Raw genomic sequence first — 20,675 nt, forward strand, 5'->3', positions numbered from 1 at the left:
CGCATCAGCCTTGCGAAGCATTACTTCTCATTTTGTGCCTGCTTCTTAGGACATTCCCATGAACGAATTTGCACTGGGTAGCAATCGCACGATTACCTTGCCACTGGGTGAGCAACTGGTCGAAATCCGACAGGCGGTCATGGCAGAGTTTGACCAGTTTGTTGGCTCAGCACACACTATCAAAACTGCACTCGATGTATTGCCAAAAGATAAAGACCATCAGGCAATCATTAAGGCATTTACCGATCATAAGCATGAAACCATACAACTGTTGGTGTTGCTTACCAACCTTGACGTAAAACAGGTAGGTGAACTAGCCGAAGCCGATCCAGTGAATCTGGCCCAACTGGTTTACGCCATGTATGCACTCAATACCGCATTTTTTGACGAAGCAGTCAAGCCAACACGCAAGTCAGACAACAAGAAAAATACATGGTTTGACGGTTTTCAGTTCCTGATTAGCCAGGGTCATCGGCATAGCGAGATCATGCAATATACCTATGGTGCCTACTTGGGTTACATGGAAGCGGCCAACAAGTCATGCCGTCATAATTTACGGGTGCAGGCGGGGATGATCCGCACAGCCCACCATGCAAATAAGCAGCAAATGGATAAATTTTGCCGAGACTTGGATAAAGATTAGTTTTACTCCCCAATTGTATTGCCATTCAATTTTGATTAAATTGTGGAGAAATATACAAAACGGTAAAACTAATGAAAGGATTATTTTCCACGTTGTTTGCGGGCATGTTTTTAACTGGGGCAGTACACGCGGCGGATCAGAATTTATTTGGAACGGTTGAATATTCTCACCAGACCATAAAATTTGATGATGACATAAAAGCTGATTTTGATGGTGGGACGATTGGGTTTAGCACATCGCCACGACAGCAATACGGTTACTGGGGCAAGTTTGAATATTCAAACAGCAGTAAGACCGATTCCAACTACTACGAAGGAACCTTAGGTATTAATTACAACCTGTTCAATCAGGGTAATTTTTATCTAAACGGTTTAGCCGGCATTGGATATACCCGGATTGAATCTGGCATCACGTCCAGCAACCTGAACTTTATATCAGTACCGCTGGCCGTAGAGGGTGGCTATTCACTCACCCCGAAACTAGATTTGTATGCCAGTGTTGGTTACAAATGGCTATTTGATACAACGGGCCGTGATGGTTATTACGGCAATGGCAAAGTGTCTACAGGCAGCAGCACTGCTAATAATTCCGGTAAGGTACTTTGTAATACTGGTGGCGATAATGGCAGGGGTAAATGGGTTGATGGTTCAGACCCTAGTCTTTGTGCTAATTTTGGTGGTGTCGTTTCCAATCCTGGAAATAAAGTCTTGTGTAATAATGGGACATGGAGTAATAACCCCGATAACCGTACTGACCTTAGCGGCTTTTGCTCCAGCAATGGCGGCGTTTATGAGTCAAAAAGAAGTAGCCTAACCAGCTTAAGGGCTAGATACGGAAACTCAATTAGCCTTGGCGATGCACAAACTCCAGTGTATAAAATTGGCTTGCGGTTTAGTTTTTAAGGAATAAGAAATGGCTAATCAAACAGTTGAATGCTTAAATTGTGGGCATGTTGGGGCAACAAAGCTAAGAGGCAGTACTTTTATTACGCTGATACTGCTACTTTTTTATATTATACCTGGCATCATATATATGGTCTGGCGGCGAGGCGGCGGTGGTGTATGTAGCGCATGTGGCAGTCATAACACTAGATTATATGTGCCAAAGCCAAAAAATCAGCAAATAACTACGAAGGTTGGTAGTTCGTCAGATGTTCAACAGATTCAATGCCCTGATTGCCGCGAATATATTCGCTATGATGCTCGAAAGTGTAAGCATTGCGGCACAATGATAGAGCAATCAAATACCAGCAGCTAAATTAACCCATAATTTAAAGGTCACTTCGGTGGCCTTTTTTGTTGCCTAAATTTTAGTGAGATTAATAAATGGCTGGAAATCTGGATTTTTTATTAAATCTTCGCGCGAATACCACAGGCTTTAATAAAGGCGTGGATGGGGCAAAGTTTGCTGTTAATGCTCTTGTGTCTGCAATGGCTGCGCTGGGCGTTGGTGTCTCACTAAAAGGCTTGGCTGATACTGCTGACCAGTTCACCACGTTGCAAGCCCGGATTAAAGTTGCAGTCGGTGAAACTGGCAACTTTCAGGAAGCCATGGCGGGTGTTTATCGGGTAGCCATTCAAACCAATTCCAATTTAGATTCTACCGCCAGTCTTTTCTCGCAGTTAAATAAAATTGGCAAGGACATGGGTCTAAGCCAACAGCAAGTGCTGAGTGTTACTAAAACTATCAACGAAGCCATAAAGGTCGGCGGTGGATCAGCACAAGCAACTGATGCAGCAATTACCCAGCTTGTTCAGGGCCTTCAACTTGGAATCCTAAATGGCGAAAATTTAGCCAGTGTCATGGAGCAGGCACCTGCTATTGCAGATGCATTAGCTAAGAGCCTTGGTGTAACCACTGGCGAATTGCGCAAGATGGCTGAGAATGGCGAGTTGTCGGCAGAGCGCGTAATTAAGGCGCTACAGCAACAATCTGGAGCTATTCAAGAGCAATACAGCAAGTTCCCTATCACTATCAGTAATGCCCTGCAACGCATCAGTACAGCGTGGACAATGCTGATCGGTGAAATGGACCAAGCCAGCGGGGCCAGTTCCAGCGTTGCAAAAATTCTGGTTTATATTGCTGATAATTTGGGCGAGCTAAAGCGCTTTGTTGATGATGCATCGGAAGGCGTTGGATTCTTTGTTGGTAAACTGCAGGATATTGACCCCGGCACAATTGATGCCTTAAAGACCGCCTTAAATTCAGCTTATGAAGCCATGAAAGAACTGGCTCAAATGGCCGTTGAGGGGTTTGAAATTACTCTTGATGTGCTGGACGAGTTGCTTCAAGGTGTTTTTAGTTTTATGACCACCAGCGAGCAGGCCGCTGAGGGCGTTAGTGGATTCAAGAAAGCGCTTGATGCTATCAATATTGTAATTGGCCTGCTACGTGATGGCTTTGCTGCGATTGGCATTGCAATCCAAGCTTTGACCGGTCTGTTTTACGACATGGCTGGGGTGTGGCTGACTGTACGCTCTAAATTTAGCTGGGGCGATGCTAAGCAACAGTTTATTGCTGATGCTGCCGAAATGGCAGAAAAGGCTGAACAGCACTATGCCAAAGCCCAAGAAAAGTTAATGGGATTTCAGTCTGCCACGCTAGCGGCAGGCTATCAGGCTCAAAAAACACAGGCGCAAATTAATCAGGAGCGTATCGCTGACAATGAAAAAACATTGCAGCAATTGCAGATTGATGAGCAAAAAGCGCTTGCTGATCAAGCTGTCAATAATGAAAAGCGCAAGCAGTTGGAAGTGCAACTGGCAGAGGCTCGTAAGAGCGCCAATCAGGTTGCGATCAATACATTAGTTGCCCAGATTTCTGAACTGGATAAATCAGACGATGCATTTACTAAGGCCAATATTGACCGGCAGGCAGAGCGCCTAAAAGCCGCACAGACTTATGCTAATGAGGCAGTGAAGGCTAACGGCAATGTTTTAGACGCAGCTACCCATCAGCATTTGCTGCAAATGGGTTATTTATCTACACAGACTGACGCACAGAAAAAAGCTGGTGAAGTCACGGTTACGGCGCTGGATGATAGTGCTAAGTCAGCAGAGGGCTTCGGCTTAACAGCTAGTGCCGCTGCTGAACGCGCTGCCAAGGCTTTGGGGGTTGATCTTGATGTTGCCTTGAATAATGTCACCCGTGGCATGAAAGAAGGTGTTACACAGGTTCAAACCATAGCTGCTGGTTTTGATGACCTTAAGAAAAAAGGGACTGATGCATCAGCTTTGCTGGTTGCTGGCATTGATGAGTTAATCAAGAAAGCTAAGAATCAGGCGGATCTGGATGCGTTACGAAACCTCATCAACCAATTAGGCGCTGAAGGTAAACTTTCTGTTGATCAGGTTGCGGTGGCGCTCGGTGATGTGGGCAAGGCGGCAAAAAAAGTACCTGAAGATATTGATACGGCGCGCGGTGCACTGGAGGCCTTGGGTGTTGATGTTGGTAAATTTTCCAGCAAAACCACTGAGGAATTCAATAAGGCCAAAACCAGTGTTTTAAATGTCGCAGAGGGATTTTCTCAGCTAAAAGCCGATGGTATTGATGCTTCAGGTGCCTTGGCTGCATCACTGCAAGAACTGCTCAAAGATGCCAAAAACCAAGCTGAAATTGAGGAAGTCCGCAAGCTGTATATCCAGTTTGGCAATGATGGCAAGCTGTCAGCGCTACAGGTGGCTGAAGGGCTGCGTCAGGCCAATGAGGAGCTAAACAAGGCTGATCCCAATGCGAGCGCATTAGAGCAGGCATTAAAACGGCTGGGGGTTGAAAGTCGTAAAAACCTTGAAATTCGCGCTCAGCAGCTTGAGCAGGATTTACTGGCAGCCAAGATCAGTGGGCAACTTACGGATCAGCAGCTAAAGCAGGCTGAGGAAACGGTTGCCAAAGCGCGTGCAGCAGCGGATGGTGTTGAGTATCACAATAACCGGGTGAGCCAGAGCTATAACCGGGTAAGTGATGCTGCCACAGGTGCAGGCAATGCAGGCGTACGTGCAGCACAGACCACTGCCGAGGCATGGGATAACACGGTCACGTCAATATCCAAAGCAGCAGCCAAGCTGGATGAAATTACCCGCAAACAAGGCAGCATGACCGGTTCAGACTTCCTGAACGGCAATGGCAACTTAAACAAGTCACTCAATGATGCGGGTTTGTTGTCTTATTCCGAGGAGCAGATCAAGCAGAAACTGATCAGCGAGAAGGGCTATGACGCAGATCGTGCTTCACGGGAAGCCAAACGCATATTCAGTGACCAGAGCTGGGCGCGGGGTGGCGTAAGTATTGCCAATGGTCAGTTGGGCATGAGCCAGTCTGGTGATCTCACCAATTACAATTACATCAACAGCCTGTTTGACCGGATGAACAGTGTGATTAGCTCCACCACGTCAAGTAACCAGCCTGAAAAAACAGTCAATGTAAACCTGCAACTTGATGGGAAAACTGTTCCTGCAAGGGTTCCAGCCAGTCAGGAACAAAACTTTCTCGATATGCTGAAACAGGCCAAGAAAGTTAGTTAATTAGCCTTGAACTGACTAAAAAGCGCCCTACATATTTAATTCACAATTAACCTGAGCGAGTGCAGCAAATGTTTGTCAAGAAAGGTGAATTTTATATAAATCTTGATCATGTAATTCTGATCCAAAGGCTAGTAGTAGAGGGCAACCAACCTGCGGCACGTATATGGCACTCCCAGCCCTTGATTCATGATGAGGCAGAAGGGCCAGTGCCGTATGCCGATGCCAAGTTTGAAACTGAAGCAGAGCTTGATGCTTTTATTGAAAAAGTATTAGCTGCATCTAAATCCTAATAGCCAGTCGCCAAAACACCTAACCCGCTCATGTAGCGGGTTTTCTTTTGCCCGAGAATTTTATGAAGCTAAAAAACCTGAGCACACAGGCAGTTTTAACGCTGTCTGATGAGTTGCTATGGACAGATGAGTTCGACTGGTCACCGGTTAAGACCAATGCCAGCTACAGCATGACGGGCGCACTGATTGTCGAGCAAGGCGTGATGCAGGCAGGCCGTCCAATCAGCCTGGAGCAGCCGGACGAAACGATGGGCAAGCTGAAACGCGCCACGGCTTTAACCCTTAAAGACTGGGCAGCAATCAAGGGCCAGCGCTTTGAACTCACCTTTGAGCGTGGCGGCAATCGCACGCATACCGTGATGTTTGACACGGACAAACCCATGACCGCCAAGCCATCCAAGGGCTTTGTTGGACTGAATTCACCAGACGACTGGTACAACGTAAACCTATATTTTATTGAGGTTGTATAAATGACAATCCTTTCCGGTGACATCAAGATCAAGAAATCACAGGTTATGCTGCAAACCAGTGACGGTGGCGGTGCCATGACCAACAATGTGGTGATTGATGGCCAGTCCAATAATATGTTCCGCGACATTGACGAGATTGACCGTGTTTACGGCAAGGTAGATCTTGCCAAAGTGTTTGTGCATGTGGACACCAACAACACAGATAGTGCCTTTCAGGTGCACGCCATTATTAGCAAGATGCCTGCTGATCCGCGTGTATCGGTCAACCTGTTTACCACCAAAGACTGGTTTGACCGCAGGCCATCCCTGCAAAACTACATTGAAAACTATCTGGCCAAGGGTGTGCGCTGGGAAGGACATTTGCTGGAAACCCAGATTGCCGGGCAGCGTGCTATCCAGATCAGTATTGATGAAACCAGCACCGCCATCCCGGCAATCGGACAGACGCTGGTGTTGGTAAATAACGAGGGCTTGCCCACCGAGGTCTATCAGTATGTGCGGGTAACTGAAGTTAGCGTCGTTAAGCGCAACTTTATGTGGGGCGCCACACCCCGGATGCGGCAAGTGGTCACGCTGGGTATCTCTGACCCACTGCGTTATGACTTTATTGGCCAGTCCGTTAACTCATTTTTAAGCAATGATACGCCAATTGGTATTTTGCGTGATACCCGCGTTGCTGACAGTGCCAAATACTATGGGATTTCACCGCTTGCCAATCCGGTAAGCCTAAACAGCGCACAGATTCAGGTTGAAAGCATTTTTAGCCAGATTGTGCCTAGCGCACAGGCCGAAACGCCACTGATTGATCTTGATGCGGCTGGCCAATCCACCACTTTTGTTGAAGCCAACGCCAGTGCCATTAGCCAAAGCATCACTACTACCATCAGTGCGGCACAAAACCTGTTTTTAGGTTCCAGCGTGATGCCAAAAACGGTGTCATTTAGCCTGTTTGGTGTGGCGATTACCGATAGCGGTGGCGAGCTTAAAAACAGCAGTGGCGTCGCAGTTGGCACGATTGACTATGCATCAGGCCTGATTCGCTGGAACAGCAATGCAGGCACAGGCAATGCCACCTTTACCATCAATTACCAGCCTGCTGTTGCTGCATCTAAACCGCAAAGCACCTTTTTACGCACAGTGACTGCTGATAACCGGGGCTACAACTGGACAAATACACTGGTTCCCATTCCAGCACCCGGCACGCTCATTGTGTCCTATACCAGTCAGGGCAAGGTTTATAGCTTGCGTGACAATGGTGCAGGCCAGTTAAAAGGCGCTGACAGTAGCATGGGTAGCGGTACGCTGTCGTATGAGACTGGTACGGTGTTATTGACTACAGGCGCATTGCCCGATGTTGGCACAGCGATTTTATACACCTGGGGCAATAAGCTGTCTTTGTTTGCCCGCGCTGATATGCCAATTGGTAAGGCGTATGTAGACATCCCGCTCGACGGCAAGTTTATTAAAACCGGAACCTTGCTCGTGAGCTGGGTACAGGGTGGAGAGAATAAAACCGCAACCGATGATGGCAATGGCAACCTGATCGGCGATGCCACCGGGGTAGTAAGCTATACCGGACGTGGTGTGCGCCTGATTCCCAGTGTCCTGCCAGCACCCGGCACCATCTTTAATGTGACCGGGCAAACCGGCAATGCACTGACTGCCACGATTACCAACAGTCCGGTCACGAACGGCACAACCAGCTTTACTATTCCAGGCAGTGGCAACCTGCAACCCAACAGTGTCAAGCTCAATGTGCCACTCATCAATGCCAGTGGTGATGCAAGTGGTAACGTGGTGCTGCGTGATAAGCCAACCAATGCCAGCATCGGCACCATGGTTGATGATCAGGGCGTCAATCGTGGCACAATCAACTACAGCACCCGTGAAGTCACCATTACCCCTGTGGGGTCTTACAAGGTCACACAAAAGCAGTATTCATCAGCCATGTATATCGTAAAAGGGGCAGCGTAATTATGGGCTTTTACACCACACCTAGCAGCACCACAACTCAGGTTATTGAAACCGGGCTATACAATAACAGCCCGGTTGATATTGCTGTTGAGTACCGCAACGCTGCTGATGCCTACGATGCGCTCAGTTCAGGCTTTACTGCTGATACGCTAAAACTGGCGCTCAATGACGGCTTTGTGCAGCAAATAGCCGCAGGCTCGGTGCGCTTTAACCTGGGCAACAGCAGCTACACTGACCGTAATGGCACCCTGTATCGTGACATTGACCCAAAAACCGGATCAGGCACTGCCGCTGGCCAGATATTCTATGGCACTGGCAATGTGGAAATCACGGACTGGAATGCCGGGCAATCCAACAATCCGGTGCTGCAATCGCTGGTTACACAGTTTGGCGGCACGCCTGTGAGCGTGGTGGCGTTTCGTACCGCATTAACGCCATTGCGTGTGCAGTCACTGACTATCACCGCCGCGCTGCAAGATGGCACCAGCATTAATGTGTCCGCCAATAGCGCTGGCGTGATTAGCCACCCCAAAGTGACAGGCACTGTGAACTGGGAGCAGGGTATTGTCGAGCTGTACTTTGCCACCAAGACCAAGATTACCAGTGCCAACCGGCCTAACATTGAGGCCAAGGACTGGTACGACGCCAGCATGGAATATACTGAAGGCAGTGACACCTACATCAATGTGCCGAACTGGGTACTGCCAGAAACCATTAAATACAGTGCAGTAGCCTATAGCTATTTGCCACTGTCTGCTGATCTTTTAGGGCTTGATCCAGTGCGCTTGCCATCCGACGGGCGTGTGCCGATTTTCCGTTTGGCTGACGTGATAGTGGTTCATCATACCGCCAGTGAAAACTGGAGCAATCCCGCAATCAATGGCAGTTTAAGCATGGGACGTGGCCGTCTGGCTTATATCAAGCTGTATGACAGCACAGGCAAGGTGGTTGATCCCAATATGTATGACGTTGACCTTGATCTTGGCGAGGTGACGCTGAACAGCAATTACAGTGCTGCTGGGCTTGCACTGCCCTTAATTGCCGAGCACCGCATTGAAGATGCAGCAATGGCGCTGGATGTACAGATTAACGGGACTATCCGGCTCAACAAGCCACTCACCCATAACTTTCCAGCGGGTTCTATGGCCAGTAGTGCATTGATGATGGGCGATATTCAAGGTCGTGCCTTTAATGTGTTTTCTCAGGCCTCATGGACAAATGAATGGTCAGACACACGCATCGGCAACCCCATCAATGCCCAGTACAACGATGCACTATATCCGATTATTACTATCAACCGCGGTGTGATTGAAGAACGCTGGGCGCTAATCTTTACCAGCACCACAGCTTACCGTGTTGTTGGTGAGTATAGCGGTCAGATTGGCACAGGTGACATTAACTATGATTACAGTCCTCAAAACCCAGTAACGCTGGCACCCTACTTTACGATTAAAAAAGAGGGTTGGGGTAGTGGCTGGCCAGTTGGTGCTGTGTTGCGCCTTGAAACCGCAGCAGCCAGTTATCCAGTAGATGTGGCACGTACTATTTTGCAGGGCGAAGGGACGCTTGATGATGATAGTTTCCAGATCCAGATTCGATGCGGTGTAGACCGCTAAACCAATTAAACCAATAGCCGCATTATGCGGCTTTTATTTTGTCTGGGGGTTTTATGGCAACAGATACCGATGTGCAGTTTTTCAGCCACTTAAATGGCTTAACGCTTAGCAATAACTGGGGCGATATGTGCAATTTGCTGGATGCTTGTCTTGTCGACGGTGTGCAACTCACTAGCGTAACTGCAGCCAGCATTGATGCGCAGGGCGACATTCATTTATCACTTTATGCAGCGCATAATTGTTTGTTGTTCCAGGTCATTGAGTTGTCCGGTTTTGCGGATGCTATTGTTGATGGCACAACCAGAACAATTAATGGCAAATACCGAATTAAAGGCACACCGTCTACGACGCAACTGATCTTAAAAGGCAATGTTGTACGGAGCGTGACAGATCCTGCAACAATCAATTTAAGTACTCTTGGTGCTGCAAAACTCGCATCACTGGGCTACGACAAGGTATTCACAGCGCAGTACAAGCGGGTCTACCGTGCTAAAAATCCTAGCGCCCAGCATCCATTTATCCGGATTGATGAAACATTAAGTGGTGAGGGTGGCGGTAACTATAGCTCAACTTACGCCAAGGCGGCGATGGTGGGCTTAATTGAAAATATGACCCATATTGATGATTATGCAGATACAAGCAAGTTGCAATTGCCACTTGATACCACCGATTTTACTAAAAACTGGAAAATCACCGGTACTGGGACTGATGTGACAAGGGGCTGGTGTAAATGGTATTACGCATCAAACTATTACAATGCCAAAGAAACTGATACGCCCGGTGCAGGCAATCGCGGCTTTACCCTCGTTGGCAATCAAGACGCCTTTTACCTACTAAATGCGACCAACCAATCGAATCAAAATATCAAGAAATTAAACAGTTGCGGCCTGCATAGGTCAGCACTGCAAAGTGATGTTGTCCCCAACTGGTTTTTAATGGCTACGGTTAATTATAACCCGGCAGGCGCATCTACTGTTAATTACAATGCTATGGCGTTCAGCCCACTCGGCTATAACGCCATAGCCGCAAAATTCATCACACTAAAATATGACCCGGCTGCAAGACTGTCGAATCACACTTATGCTAACCCTATCGTTCCAGATTACAAAACTGGATATTCCGGGGCATTTGGCGCATCCAATATTCCTGCGCTGGAAGTGCCATTTTATGATGACAATGGCTGGCTAATGGGGACATTGCCGCATGTGCAATATGCCGGGAAATCGCTTAATGCCTATAGCACCACGACCCCAATTTTGGCCGACCAGAGCATGTATGTCCTGGACTCATTGTATGTAAATGCCAATACCGATACTGGTGGCGTGTATTTTTATTTAGGAGAACTGGAATGAAGCCTTGTTTACGAAATGCACAGCATAGTTCCAATTTTCTAGTCGGCAATTACAACACGAATTTTGGCTTCGACAATACAGTGCGCAGCATTGCTGGTAGCGTAGACAAGCAAGGTGTTGATTATAGCAATGCACAGGTATTGATTGCCCGTAAAAGTGATTTCCAGCCGATTGCGGTTCGCAAGCCAGATGCAGCAGGCCATTACAGCATAGATGGATTAAATGCCGACGTACTGTGCTTTGTGATTGCATTTGACCAGAACGAACAAGACAACGCAGTCATTCAAGATAATGTGGTGCCAAAATGATGACATTTAGTGATACGGTAATTGCAGACCGTTTAAAAGCCCTGACCCGTGCGCTGGATGCCAAGGCCACTGGTGGCAAGCTGCTGCTTTATGGCGGCACCCAGCCAGCAGCAGGAGCTAGCACCAGCCAGACTATGCTGTGTGAACTGGTTTTTCCCAAGCCCAGTGCAGGCACTGTGGCCAACAAGATACTAAGCATTAATAACCCAGCCGCTGCCATGGCACTGGCTGATGGTACGGTCACATGGGCGCGGCTGGTTGACGGGGATAATGTCTGGATTGCTGATTGTGATGCAGGGGGGCAAGGCTCTACTGCGGTAGTGCGCATTCAGAATGCTGATGGTGAAGTCTATGCTGGTGGCTCAGTCACTGTAACCCTGGCACAACTCAAAGAGGTTTAACAATGTGGCTAATTACACTCCACCGGATGCCCATAATGTAATACTCAATTTTGATAAACCTTTAACGCCCGTTGATAGCCACAATGTGGTCTTAAATTTTGGTGATGACAGTGAGGGTTTAAGCCTTACATTTACTGCCGAAATTGCCGCGCCACAGCTTGAAATAGTCGCCATTGCTGAACAGTCTGATGATGTAGCAGCCAGTTTTAGTGCTGAAATTGCCAGCCCGGTTTTAACCATTGAAGCCACTGCTGCAATTAGCGCTAAAGCACAGATACTGGCAGAAATACCAGCACCAGTGCTAAGCATTGAAGCTGTTGCCGTATCAGTACCGCCGGTAGATGCTGTATTTTACGCTGAAGTGGCTGCACCGGTTTTAAGTATTACTGCCGACTATGACTTTAATGTCACCCGCTATTTGACTGCTGAATCAGGCATAGCATTTCAAGCCGCAAATCAGCACACATTATTGGCGAGTGATGGCTACCAGAATGCAGACCTGTATCGTGGCCAGCAGGCTCAACACTGGCAACAGTCGCAGGCATTATCGGTTACTGCAAATAGTGATTATCAAAACACAACCCGCCAAACCCATGAGCAGGCGCAAGGCTGGGAAGCAGCAGGCCAGATCAGTGCAACCACAAGTGACAGCTACAGTACTAATCAGCGTGAGCGCAAAGCAAGCCAGCAGCCATGGCAATCAGCGAGTGAGCTAACACAGACTGCAAGCGACAAATACACCAGCCACATCCAGCATAAGCCTAGGCTTAATGACAACTGGCAGGCCGCCGAACAGTTATCACTGGCATTTGGATTTGGCTACGATGCAGCCACATGGATCAGGCTGCTTGACCGCATCGTTTGGGAAAAGTCCCAACATCCAAAAAATGGCCGTAGCATTGATGATGGTGGTGGCATCAAGCCAGAGCCGCCAGACTATGTAGGTACGACTGACCTTAACTTTATTTGCAAGTTAAAGAATGTTGACCCGCATAACGTCATTTTAAATTTTGGTGCGCATCCGTGTCCCGACCAGATCATACCGACAGTACCGGTACAACAGGTTTATTTTATTATGAATGATACAAGCCTTACCCGCGTGAGTGACGGCCAGCCTATTGAGCTGTCTAGTGTGCAAATCGGCATTGACCAGAATAGCTGGTGCTGGTCATTTAGCGCCAAGCTGCCCTTTACTGAACTGGACAAAGTTAAGCCTAATAGTGATGGCTTGATTGAGGTTGAGCTTAATATTAATGGCAACATCTGGCGAATGCTGGTTGAACAATATGACCAAAACCGTGAGTTTGCCAATAGTGATATTTCAATTTCTGGCCGCAGTGTGACCGCCATGCTGGATGCACCACTGGCCAGCACCCGCAGTTATGTACAAACCAGCGCCACCACATCACGTCAGTTAGCTGATAATGAGCTGGCGCGCGTCAGTAGTGATTTGGGCTTTAGCCTGGACTGGAATTTAATCGACAGTCTTGGCTGGTCAATGCCTGCCAATGCATGGAGCTATACCAATTTAACGCCAGTCGCTGCAATCAAGCAGATTGTTGAGGGTGGGGGTGGGTTTTTAAATAGTCACATGAATGACAGGCAATTGCTGGTTAAGCCAGTTTATCCAGTTGCACCATGGCAATGGGCCAATACTGATCCCGACCTGATTTTACCCTATGACATTGTGCTGCGTGAAAGTCTGAAATGGGAAGAAAAGCCCATATATAACGCGGTGTATGTGCAGGGTGAAACGACTGGTGTGCGCGGCTTTGTCAAGCTCACTGGTACAGCAGGCGATTACCAAGCCCCAACGGTGGTTGATGCCATGATTGGGGATGAAGCAGCAGCCCGGCAGCGTGGCATGACTATCCTTGCGGCTGGCGGCAAGCAGGCCCGTGTATCACTTGATTTGCCAATGCATGAAACCATTGGTGTGATTGAACCATCCATGTTGCTCAAAATTACTGGAGATAGTGACTGGTATGGCTTAAGCCGCAGCGTATCGATTAGCTCCAGCATTGCAACAGATGGCAAAATCACGACCCGGCAAACCGTGGAACTAGAGAGGCATTACTAATGGCAATGGGTAATTTTTGGCAACAGTTTAAGGACTTGTTGCCCGATGAGCCGAAGCTGGTTGGCACCATTACAGCCAATTACGGTAACAGTATGTATGGCGTTAGTCTGGTGGGTGGTGGTAGTGTGCAAGCCACATCAAACACTGACCGCCTTATTGGCGACAAGGTGTATATCATAGGCAAAGTCATTGAGGGCAAGGCACCTGACCTGCCTGACGTGGTGATTGAAATCTAATTTTTAGCAAATAAAAGGCTTCCGATTCGGGAGCTTTTTTATTGGGGGTACTATGCCATTACGTGTAATAAAGGGTGATACCTTTGCTCCTGCATTTCGCCGTTTAAATGGGAAAACTCGTGCGCCGATTGACCTCACTGGCAGCACGTTAACTGTTACCGTGCATTCGGCCAACTTTGACTTAAACGTGGTTTTGAGCTGTCAAATCCTGGATCAAGGCATTGCTGAGAATAAAGGCCGTTATGTGACTGAGCCAGTCGATACCAGCACATGGCCAGTGGGTATACTGACCATGAAGCACACCCGTGAATATGCAAGTGCCAAAGCCAGCATTATTGGCAGCATTGTGGTGGAGGCAGGCTGATGTCAGATTTTATCGAAATTTATGATACCGAAATCCTGCTCATTGAAGATGAATCGGGCAGTGTGCTTGAGTATGTGGGCAGTGCCATCATTGTTGGCGGGGCAGTGCAGAAAGTAAATGGGCAGATTGGCGATATTACCCTGACTGCTGCTGACGTCGCTGCTGACCCATTTGGTTCTGCTGATGCAGTACGCACCCAGCTACAGTCACAGATTGATGACAAGGCTGACATTGCAACTGTTAATCAGCAAATTAATGCAATCAATCAACAACTACCCAACCTTGCCACACAAACTTATGTGTTGACTGCGCTTACTCCCAAAGCCAGTATAGCTTATGTGGACAATGCAGTAGCTGCAAAAGCGGACGCACTGGCCACATCACAAGCCTTGGCCACAAAAGCCACCACAGTACAGCTTAATGAAGTCAAGGCGCTGGCCGAAATCAACGAGTTGAAGGTGGGTACTAAAGCTGAGCAATCCAGTGTTGATAATTTATCAGCCACAGTGGCAGCACAGGGGCAAACCCTGCTGACCAAGGCCGATATTGCGGCCCTAACAGCACTTGCCCAACTGGTGGACACCAAGGCAGATCAGTCCTATGTTATTAGCGAGATTGCCCGGATCACTGGCAATGCCCCCGCAGCACTGGACACACTGGCCGAAATTGCCGAGCAACTGGGCAACGATGAAACCCAGATTAATAATTTGCTCAATCAGCTTGGCAACCGTGTACGGTTTGATGCTGCACAGTCATTGACGACAGCACAGCAAAATCAGGTATTAAGTAATATTAATGCTGAAAAAGCAGGGACTGCGGCAGCGCTGGTTACTGCTATCACACCCGCAAGTATCGGCGCAGCTACATCGGCACAAGGTGATAAAGCTAACACTGCGATTCAGTCTGCTGATTTAGCACCAGTAGCGCTATCCGGCTCATTCTCTGATTTAGTCAATAAATCAAGTCTGTTTAATTTGGTCTACTCAGCTTATGCGCTAGGCAGCAATACAGTGATTTTGGCTACTGACACGTTAGGGCAGATGCTGGGCAAACTGCAAAGTCAAATCAGTGCTAATGCAACAGCTATCAGCGGCAAAGAGCCTGCTGTCACGGCCGGCACGACTGCACAGTATCAGCGCGGTGATAAGTCATGGCGTGATTTTGCAACTGATGTGCGTGCAACAGCGCTGACAGGCTTATCAATGGCAAGCGCTACAGCTATCGTTGCGACTGATAGCGTGCTGTCTGCGCTGGGCAAGCTTCAGGCACAAGTCACAGCAAATAGCACTGCTATCGCTGCCAAGGTTGATGTCGTGCAGCTCACAAAAGCACAGTACGATGCCTTGTCTACCTCTGACAAGAATCTGGCTACTAAACTATACGTGATAGTGGGGTGATTTATGGTTGCACTAGCGGCAAGTGGTGAGAGAAAGTTTGTGCGTTATAAGCAGCAGGACGTTGATGCGGTTTATATCAGGGGTAATAAAATATATGGGAAAAACCTGTGGCAGTTCCCAAATAGTGGAAGCGCTTCTAGTGCGGTATATGGGGAATGGGTAACGGACTATTTGAGTGCTGATAATCAACATCAAATCCAGCGCTATGTAAAACGTGGTACTCAAAATATTCAGTCACTCAAGCAATGGACAGGGTTATCACCAATTAATTTTGTAGACCTCAACAAATCATATTCATTTCAGTGCAAAGTCAAATCATCCCTACAATTTGTAAGGTTATTTGTTTATATCTATGGGCAGACAAATCCAGTTACGGCATTTAAAGTGGGTGTAAACAACACAACATTTACAGATGTACAGCTCGCGAGCCTAGTGCCAAATGGATCAGCCACTAATACCGCTTATCGAGGCGTGGTTTTTCTAGGGTGGTATACTAGCGACTTCAATAATATTACGGATACTGCGTACTTTGAAGGCCATACCATTGAAGTCAAGGAAATGAAATTAGAGGAGGGCGAGCTTAGCCCGTACTCCATTCATTCCAGCCTGCTTTAATCAACTCACCACATGAGCCGAATAAACCAAACATTCGGCTCACACCAAGCCCTGACTAACACTCAGGGCTTTTTTATTGGCTGAAAGGGGAAACCGATGCCAGATAGCAACTACTCAACAGAGCCACCCGCTGCGTCTGCCGCGGCATTAGCCGCAATCAGCGACAAGATTAGCGACATCCGTGAAGAGCAAAAAAAGCTTGCAGAAATACCGGGCATGTTGTCGAAGATGAATATGCAGTTGGAGCAACTCACTAAAGACCACCAGCAAACCCGGCAGGATTTGCACGAAACCCGCAATGGATTTCAAACTGAGCTTGAGAAAATCCATAAAGATGTGGACGACCTGAAAACCAGCAAAACCCGGATCGATACATTAAGCGACTGGTTTAAATGGGGTGGGCTGGCACTGATTGCCATGATCATTTCAGCATGGGTCAATCTATCAACCAAGATGGACGCCACGGCTGCACAGGCTGCAAATAACTCCCAGCGCATTGAAGTAGTTGAGAAAACGCAGGAAGAACGCCGGGGCATTTTAAATGATCTATTAAAGCGGATTAATGACCTGCAACTTGATTTCTACAAACGGGGCATGAGTGATGAAAAGTGAACATACACGCGCATGGCTGGCACTGGTTGTCATTGCCTTGATTGCCCTGCTGGTTGCGGGGCTTTTTTTTATCCAGATTCCAGCCGACAACAAGGACTTGGTGAACATTGCACTGGGCTTTATTGCGGGTTATGCAGCGTCAGTGGTTGGTTATTACTTCGGCGACAGTGATGCCAGCCGGCACAAAACCGAGTTGCTTAACAATCAGGATGTGGCCACAGGCAAGCCCGGTGATCCGGTGCATATTGAAAATGAGGATAAGCCATGAGCAAGGCAGTATTTGACCAACTCCGAACATTAAGCGGTGGTGCGTTATCACAAGAGCAAGTAGATGCCGGCAACCGTATCTTAGGCTTTGCCAATGAATCAGTCGTGCTGCAATTTTTGGGGGCAAACAACGTGCAGAAAATGAAAATCAGTCAGTATGGCACTAACCTGATTAAGCAGTTTGAATCACTGCGCCTGTCAGCTTATGATGATGGTGTCGGGGTATGGACAATTGGATACGGCACTACCAAATACCCCAATGGCCTTAAAGTTAAGCGGGGCGACAAATGCACGCAGCAGCAAGCTGAGCAGTATTTGCAGCATGATCTGGCTGAATTTGTTGATGCAGTTAACGATGCACTGACCACTACTGTTAATCAGAACCAGTTTGATGCCATGGTAAGCCTTGCTTATAACATAGGTGTGACTGCATTTAAGAACAGTACGTTGGTTAAGAAAGTAAATACTGGCGATAAGCTGGCCGCAGCTAACCAGTTTCTGCTTTGGAATAAGGCAGGCGGTAGGGTGCTGCAAGGACTTGTAAATCGACGCAGTAAAGAACGTGCATTGTTTTTGTCATAGCAGGCCGCAAAGATATGCTATAATCACTTCGCTTTCGGATTTCTTGATCCAGCCGCCTTGTGACTGCCTAGGTATCACTTGGAGATTATGTTTAAAGTGTTGCTGCACTCTAAACATATAAAGACCGTCCTTATGGGCGGTTTTTATTGCCCATCACATGAAACCTGATATACTGTACTTCTTAGCTGCTTACATTTCTGGTTCTCCAGTATGTGCCTGTCACGGCGGTTCGAGAATTTGCAAATGGTGTCCAGCCATTCGCTACCAAAAGGGCTTTTTATGTATGTCCAGTACATAAATCTAAGCCCTTTTTTAATGCCTATCAGTTATGCCTATTAGCACTGGAAAGCATTAGCTGAATTGCATTATTGCCAAAACTTCCACCATTTCTTTTCCTTCCTCACAACAAACTCCACTGCATGACCCGGCTTGCCACAATCCGCACTCACACACTCACCCTTGTGATTGACCTGTATCACACCGCATCCCTCGCAGAGTTCCATGACAAGATAGCCTGGCTTGCATAGTCCAGCCATGCCATTTTGCATACGATGGTCTTTAGCACACTGTGCGCAGTATTCAGCCATTGTCAGTTACCGATCCATCAAGCCAATCTGCCCACCACTGCATCATTCCGGCACGTTTGCTTAGATACTTAGCGTGATTATAAGATGCTCTGGTCTGATTGCTACTCACGTGTGCTAGTTGGATTTCAATCCAGTCTTCATTAAATTCGATTTCATTTAGTGTCGTTGATGCAGTAGCTCTAAAGTCATGTGCCGTTACATCTGATAGCTCGATATTCTGAAAAACCCGGTTAATTGTGGCGGGTGATAGCATTTTTTCAGGATTATAGGGGGAAGGGAATATATACTCTGTCATTCCGCTAATCTTGCGCTGGGCTTCAAGTATTTTTAATGCCTGCGTGGATAATGGGACGATATGCGTCCTATTCTTTTTCATCAACCGCTTACCATCTTTTAGCTGCTCACGGCTCGCCATGGGAAGTGTTAATGTTTGATTCTCAAAGTCTACATGCTCCCAGCGTGCGCGCCTGATCTCAATAGTCCGCAGCATGGTATAGAATAGTAAATTAACAGCATTCTTAACGGTTTGGGTGCCACCATAGGCAATGAGTTTATTCTTTAGTTCCCTGATTTCGGTTTTATCAAGTGGCCGGGCATGATTAATTGGCGGTTTCTCAACAATATCCCTGACTGCATAAGTCGGATCATTATCAGCGCGCAGGGTGGCAATGGCATAGCGCATTACGCCACCAATGATCTGCCTATTGTTAATAGCTGTAGTTTCTCCTGTGCCATAATTCCTCTGACTTGTAACCCGCTTAATAGTATTCTTGATAATTACCAGCACATCGTGACTACTTACATCCCTTGCAATTTTATCCCCAATAGCCGGGTAAATGTCTTTATTAAGGCTGACAATAATACCGTCCCTATATCGCTTTGATTTGTGTTGCAACTTGGTGGCAATCCATTCTTCAGCAATCACCTTAAACGTATTCTTTCCCTCGTTCTGTTTTTTTAGTTTTTCATCGCGCCGATGTTTAACTGGATTAATACCTTCAGCCACCAGTTTACGCATTTCTGCATGTAGCTCCCTTGCCCTGGATAAACCAATTAAAGGGTACTCCCCTAGGCTCATTGATGATTCTTTCTCATCAAGCACAAACTTGTAGCGCCACAGCTTTGAGCCATTAGGCTTTACTTCAATATAAAGCCTATCCGCATCCAGCAGGCGGTACATTTTATCCTTAGGCTTTAAGTTTCTAATTTTGGCATCTGTCAGCATGGACGGGTATTTTTAATGAATAAAAAAGATACCCGTCATCGTACCCGTTTTTTTCGAGGAATCAAGCGGACTAATGCGGAATTAAGCGGATAAAAGATAGAATTATGATTTTTGAAATAATAACTTAGCGGAATCAAACGGAATTATGCGGATTACAATTATTCTTTTCGAGCATCAGAAGCATCGTATTTGCAACCTTATGAAAACGGGAAAGTTAATTCATTTAAAGAGGTCGGAATGCCTGTGGAGGAATCCATAAGTCAAGAGCAGTTAAACCCAGCCCTTGAGAAGCTTATCTTAACAGTTATGTCATTATGTTTAAATGTTTAAACCCAATAATGTCGCGCTATAGGCTCTAAGCGTATCAGCGCAATTGGCTATCTTTGCTGCCACGGCGATTAAATAATTCAAATTTTTTGGCATGTGCCTCAAGCTTGCTTTGACAATCCACACAGTGTTGTACACCGGGTAGGGCAAGCTGACGGGCTTTAGGAATGGGCTTATCACATTCTTCACAAGTGTCTGCACTTGGCCCAGTTGGAATTGCCTGTCTTGCCCGTTGCAATGCATCATTTACTGTTGCTTCGATTTGTTCCTGCTCAGCGCCGTCATGTGCCCAGCCACCTGCCATGTCTGATCTCCAGTTTTTAAGCCTGTTTAATCAAATTCTGCATTTGCCTGCTTGAGCTTAAGCAATCTAAAATTCAATTGCCTAAACCCCATTTGCTATGAAAGATATGGGGTTAAATGGCTTATTTTCAACCAAATACATAGATGGCGAATAGACGAGCTACCTTGAATATGCTCCAAATTGGTGCATAGCTATTTTTGAACTCAAAACGTATTTAAAAATTGAAAATATAATTATCTAATTTTACTCATAAAAATAGAGTTAGCTTTAAGGTTTCATAAATCTTAGCTATTGATGCGCTATCTTTGCACTGAAACGAGCGATTTCTCTAGTAAAAAATAAACATTTGCACTATTTTGGTGCTCTAAAAAGCCTTTTGTATGAATAACAGAATTAATGATGGCAGATGGTGCATTTTTTTTAAGAGTGCGTATAATTTGTGGCGTATTATTTTTAGGCCCTTAACAAATATTTTCTTTAAATTTATTAACTTATGATTTTTAAA

Annotated in this window: 20 protein-coding genes; 18 read left to right on the forward strand and 2 right to left on the reverse strand. The window is 46.8% G+C overall.

Annotated elements, in window-relative coordinates:
- Positions 1-58: 58 nt before the first annotated feature.
- The 18 genes from Q337_RS0101675 (at position 59) to Q337_RS0101760 (ending at position 17,727) form a co-directional block, all read left to right on the forward strand.
- Positions 59-643 carry a hypothetical protein gene (locus Q337_RS0101675; protein ID WP_026470104.1) on the forward strand — a complete coding sequence of 195 codons (585 nt, stop codon included), beginning with the start codon at positions 59-61 and terminating at the stop codon, positions 641-643.
- Positions 644-714: 71 nt separating this feature from the next.
- A complete protein-coding gene (locus tag Q337_RS0101680) occupies positions 715-1,545 on the forward strand; it encodes a hypothetical protein (protein ID WP_026470105.1) in 831 nt (276 codons plus the stop codon).
- A 423-nt stretch (positions 1,546-1,968) separates the two neighbouring features.
- Entirely contained in the window at positions 1,969-5,163 is a 3,195-nt protein-coding gene (locus tag Q337_RS16395) for a tape measure protein (RefSeq protein ID WP_051526479.1), read from the forward strand.
- 68 nt (positions 5,164-5,231) lie between these two features.
- Entirely contained in the window at positions 5,232-5,453 is a 222-nt protein-coding gene (locus tag Q337_RS0101690) for a hypothetical protein (RefSeq protein WP_026470106.1), read from the forward strand.
- Between the two features lie 62 nt (positions 5,454-5,515).
- Positions 5,516-5,923 (forward strand): hypothetical protein, encoded by a 408-nt coding sequence (locus Q337_RS0101695; RefSeq protein ID WP_026470107.1) that lies wholly within the window; start codon positions 5,516-5,518, stop codon positions 5,921-5,923.
- The gene (locus tag Q337_RS0101700; RefSeq protein WP_026470108.1) at positions 5,924-7,897 is read left to right on the forward strand and encodes a hypothetical protein; all 1,974 of its coding nucleotides are present in this window, start codon (positions 5,924-5,926) and stop codon (positions 7,895-7,897) included.
- Between the two features lie 2 nt (positions 7,898-7,899).
- Positions 7,900-9,513 carry a hypothetical protein gene (locus tag Q337_RS0101705; protein WP_026470109.1) on the forward strand — a complete coding sequence of 538 codons (1,614 nt, stop codon included), beginning with the start codon at positions 7,900-7,902 and terminating at the stop codon, positions 9,511-9,513.
- Positions 9,514-9,566: 53 nt separating this feature from the next.
- Positions 9,567-10,865 (forward strand): hypothetical protein, encoded by a 1,299-nt coding sequence (locus Q337_RS0101710; RefSeq protein ID WP_026470110.1) that lies wholly within the window; start codon positions 9,567-9,569, stop codon positions 10,863-10,865.
- Entirely contained in the window at positions 10,862-11,173 is a 312-nt protein-coding gene (locus Q337_RS0101715) for a hypothetical protein (RefSeq protein ID WP_026470111.1), read from the forward strand. Before Q337_RS0101710 ends, Q337_RS0101715 begins: the two co-directional genes overlap by 4 nt.
- Positions 11,170-11,574, forward strand: coding sequence for a hypothetical protein (locus Q337_RS0101720; RefSeq protein WP_156935676.1), 405 nt, complete (start codon positions 11,170-11,172; stop codon positions 11,572-11,574). The genes Q337_RS0101715 and Q337_RS0101720 overlap by 4 nt, the downstream gene beginning before the upstream one ends.
- Positions 11,575-11,578: 4 nt before the next feature.
- Entirely contained in the window at positions 11,579-13,654 is a 2,076-nt protein-coding gene (locus Q337_RS18215; protein ID WP_051526480.1) for a hypothetical protein, read from the forward strand.
- A complete protein-coding gene (locus Q337_RS0101730) occupies positions 13,654-13,890 on the forward strand; it encodes a hypothetical protein (protein ID WP_051526481.1) in 237 nt (78 codons plus the stop codon). Before Q337_RS18215 ends, Q337_RS0101730 begins: the two co-directional genes overlap by 1 nt.
- A 52-nt stretch (positions 13,891-13,942) precedes the next feature.
- On the forward strand, positions 13,943-14,254 hold the full coding sequence (locus tag Q337_RS0101735; protein WP_026470114.1) for a hypothetical protein: 312 nt from the start codon (positions 13,943-13,945) through the stop codon (positions 14,252-14,254).
- The gene (locus tag Q337_RS18220; RefSeq protein ID WP_026470115.1) at positions 14,254-15,651 is read left to right on the forward strand and encodes a hypothetical protein; all 1,398 of its coding nucleotides are present in this window, start codon (positions 14,254-14,256) and stop codon (positions 15,649-15,651) included. Before Q337_RS0101735 ends, Q337_RS18220 begins: the two co-directional genes overlap by 1 nt.
- Before the next feature lie 3 nt (positions 15,652-15,654).
- Positions 15,655-16,266 carry a hypothetical protein gene (locus Q337_RS0101745; RefSeq protein WP_026470116.1) on the forward strand — a complete coding sequence of 204 codons (612 nt, stop codon included), beginning with the start codon at positions 15,655-15,657 and terminating at the stop codon, positions 16,264-16,266.
- A 96-nt stretch (positions 16,267-16,362) separates the two neighbouring features.
- Entirely contained in the window at positions 16,363-16,878 is a 516-nt protein-coding gene (locus Q337_RS0101750) for a coiled-coil domain-containing protein (RefSeq protein WP_026470117.1), read from the forward strand.
- A complete protein-coding gene (locus Q337_RS16410; protein ID WP_084494672.1) occupies positions 16,868-17,146 on the forward strand; it encodes a hypothetical protein in 279 nt (92 codons plus the stop codon). The genes Q337_RS0101750 and Q337_RS16410 overlap by 11 nt, the downstream gene beginning before the upstream one ends.
- A complete protein-coding gene (locus Q337_RS0101760; protein WP_026470118.1) occupies positions 17,143-17,727 on the forward strand; it encodes a lysozyme in 585 nt (194 codons plus the stop codon). Before Q337_RS16410 ends, Q337_RS0101760 begins: the two co-directional genes overlap by 4 nt.
- A gap of 579 nt (positions 17,728-18,306) precedes the next feature.
- Here the strand turns inward: Q337_RS0101760 and Q337_RS0101775 are convergent.
- Together Q337_RS0101775 and Q337_RS0101780 are read right to left on the reverse strand one after the other, a co-directional pair.
- The gene (locus Q337_RS0101775) at positions 18,307-19,539 is read right to left on the reverse strand and encodes a tyrosine-type recombinase/integrase (RefSeq protein WP_026470120.1); all 1,233 of its coding nucleotides are present in this window, start codon (positions 19,537-19,539) and stop codon (positions 18,307-18,309) included.
- A gap of 364 nt (positions 19,540-19,903) precedes the next feature.
- On the reverse strand, positions 19,904-20,170 hold the full coding sequence (locus Q337_RS0101780; protein ID WP_026470121.1) for a DksA/TraR family C4-type zinc finger protein: 267 nt from the start codon (positions 20,168-20,170) through the stop codon (positions 19,904-19,906).
- Positions 20,171-20,675: the final 505 nt, after the last annotated feature.

The sequence above is a fragment of the Alkanindiges illinoisensis DSM 15370 genome (genome assembly GCF_000619845.1).
In the GTDB taxonomy this organism is placed as follows: Bacteria; Pseudomonadota; Gammaproteobacteria; order Pseudomonadales; family Moraxellaceae; genus Alkanindiges; species Alkanindiges illinoisensis.

What these genes read in the sequence shown, in the direction of transcription:
- Q337_RS0101675 (WP_026470104.1), top strand. Translation starts at nt 59, where the DNA reads ATGAACGAATTTGCACTGGGTAGCAATCGCACGATTACCTTGCCACTG.
- Q337_RS0101680 (WP_026470105.1), top strand. Translation starts at nt 715, where the DNA reads ATGAAAGGATTATTTTCCACGTTGTTTGCGGGCATGTTTTTAACTGGG.
- Q337_RS16395 (WP_051526479.1), top strand. Translation starts at nt 1,969, where the DNA reads ATGGCTGGAAATCTGGATTTTTTATTAAATCTTCGCGCGAATACCACA.
- Q337_RS0101690 (WP_026470106.1), top strand. Translation starts at nt 5,232, where the DNA reads ATGTTTGTCAAGAAAGGTGAATTTTATATAAATCTTGATCATGTAATT.
- Q337_RS0101695 (WP_026470107.1), top strand. Translation starts at nt 5,516, where the DNA reads ATGAAGCTAAAAAACCTGAGCACACAGGCAGTTTTAACGCTGTCTGAT.
- Q337_RS0101700 (WP_026470108.1), top strand. Translation starts at nt 5,924, where the DNA reads ATGACAATCCTTTCCGGTGACATCAAGATCAAGAAATCACAGGTTATG.
- Q337_RS0101705 (WP_026470109.1), top strand. Translation starts at nt 7,900, where the DNA reads ATGGGCTTTTACACCACACCTAGCAGCACCACAACTCAGGTTATTGAA.
- Q337_RS0101710 (WP_026470110.1), top strand. Translation starts at nt 9,567, where the DNA reads ATGGCAACAGATACCGATGTGCAGTTTTTCAGCCACTTAAATGGCTTA.
- Q337_RS0101715 (WP_026470111.1), top strand. Translation starts at nt 10,862, where the DNA reads ATGAAGCCTTGTTTACGAAATGCACAGCATAGTTCCAATTTTCTAGTC.
- Q337_RS0101720 (WP_156935676.1), top strand. Translation starts at nt 11,170, where the DNA reads ATGATGACATTTAGTGATACGGTAATTGCAGACCGTTTAAAAGCCCTG.
- Q337_RS0101730 (WP_051526481.1), top strand. Translation starts at nt 13,654, where the DNA reads ATGGCAATGGGTAATTTTTGGCAACAGTTTAAGGACTTGTTGCCCGAT.
- Q337_RS0101735 (WP_026470114.1), top strand. Translation starts at nt 13,943, where the DNA reads ATGCCATTACGTGTAATAAAGGGTGATACCTTTGCTCCTGCATTTCGC.
- Q337_RS18220 (WP_026470115.1), top strand. Translation starts at nt 14,254, where the DNA reads ATGTCAGATTTTATCGAAATTTATGATACCGAAATCCTGCTCATTGAA.
- Q337_RS0101745 (WP_026470116.1), top strand. Translation starts at nt 15,655, where the DNA reads ATGGTTGCACTAGCGGCAAGTGGTGAGAGAAAGTTTGTGCGTTATAAG.
- Q337_RS0101750 (WP_026470117.1), top strand. Translation starts at nt 16,363, where the DNA reads ATGCCAGATAGCAACTACTCAACAGAGCCACCCGCTGCGTCTGCCGCG.
- Q337_RS16410 (WP_084494672.1), top strand. Translation starts at nt 16,868, where the DNA reads ATGAAAAGTGAACATACACGCGCATGGCTGGCACTGGTTGTCATTGCC.
- Q337_RS0101760 (WP_026470118.1), top strand. Translation starts at nt 17,143, where the DNA reads ATGAGCAAGGCAGTATTTGACCAACTCCGAACATTAAGCGGTGGTGCG.
- Q337_RS0101775 (WP_026470120.1), bottom strand. Translation starts at nt 19,539, where the DNA reads ATGCTGACAGATGCCAAAATTAGAAACTTAAAGCCTAAGGATAAAATG.
- Q337_RS0101780 (WP_026470121.1), bottom strand. Translation starts at nt 20,170, where the DNA reads ATGGCAGGTGGCTGGGCACATGACGGCGCTGAGCAGGAACAAATCGAA.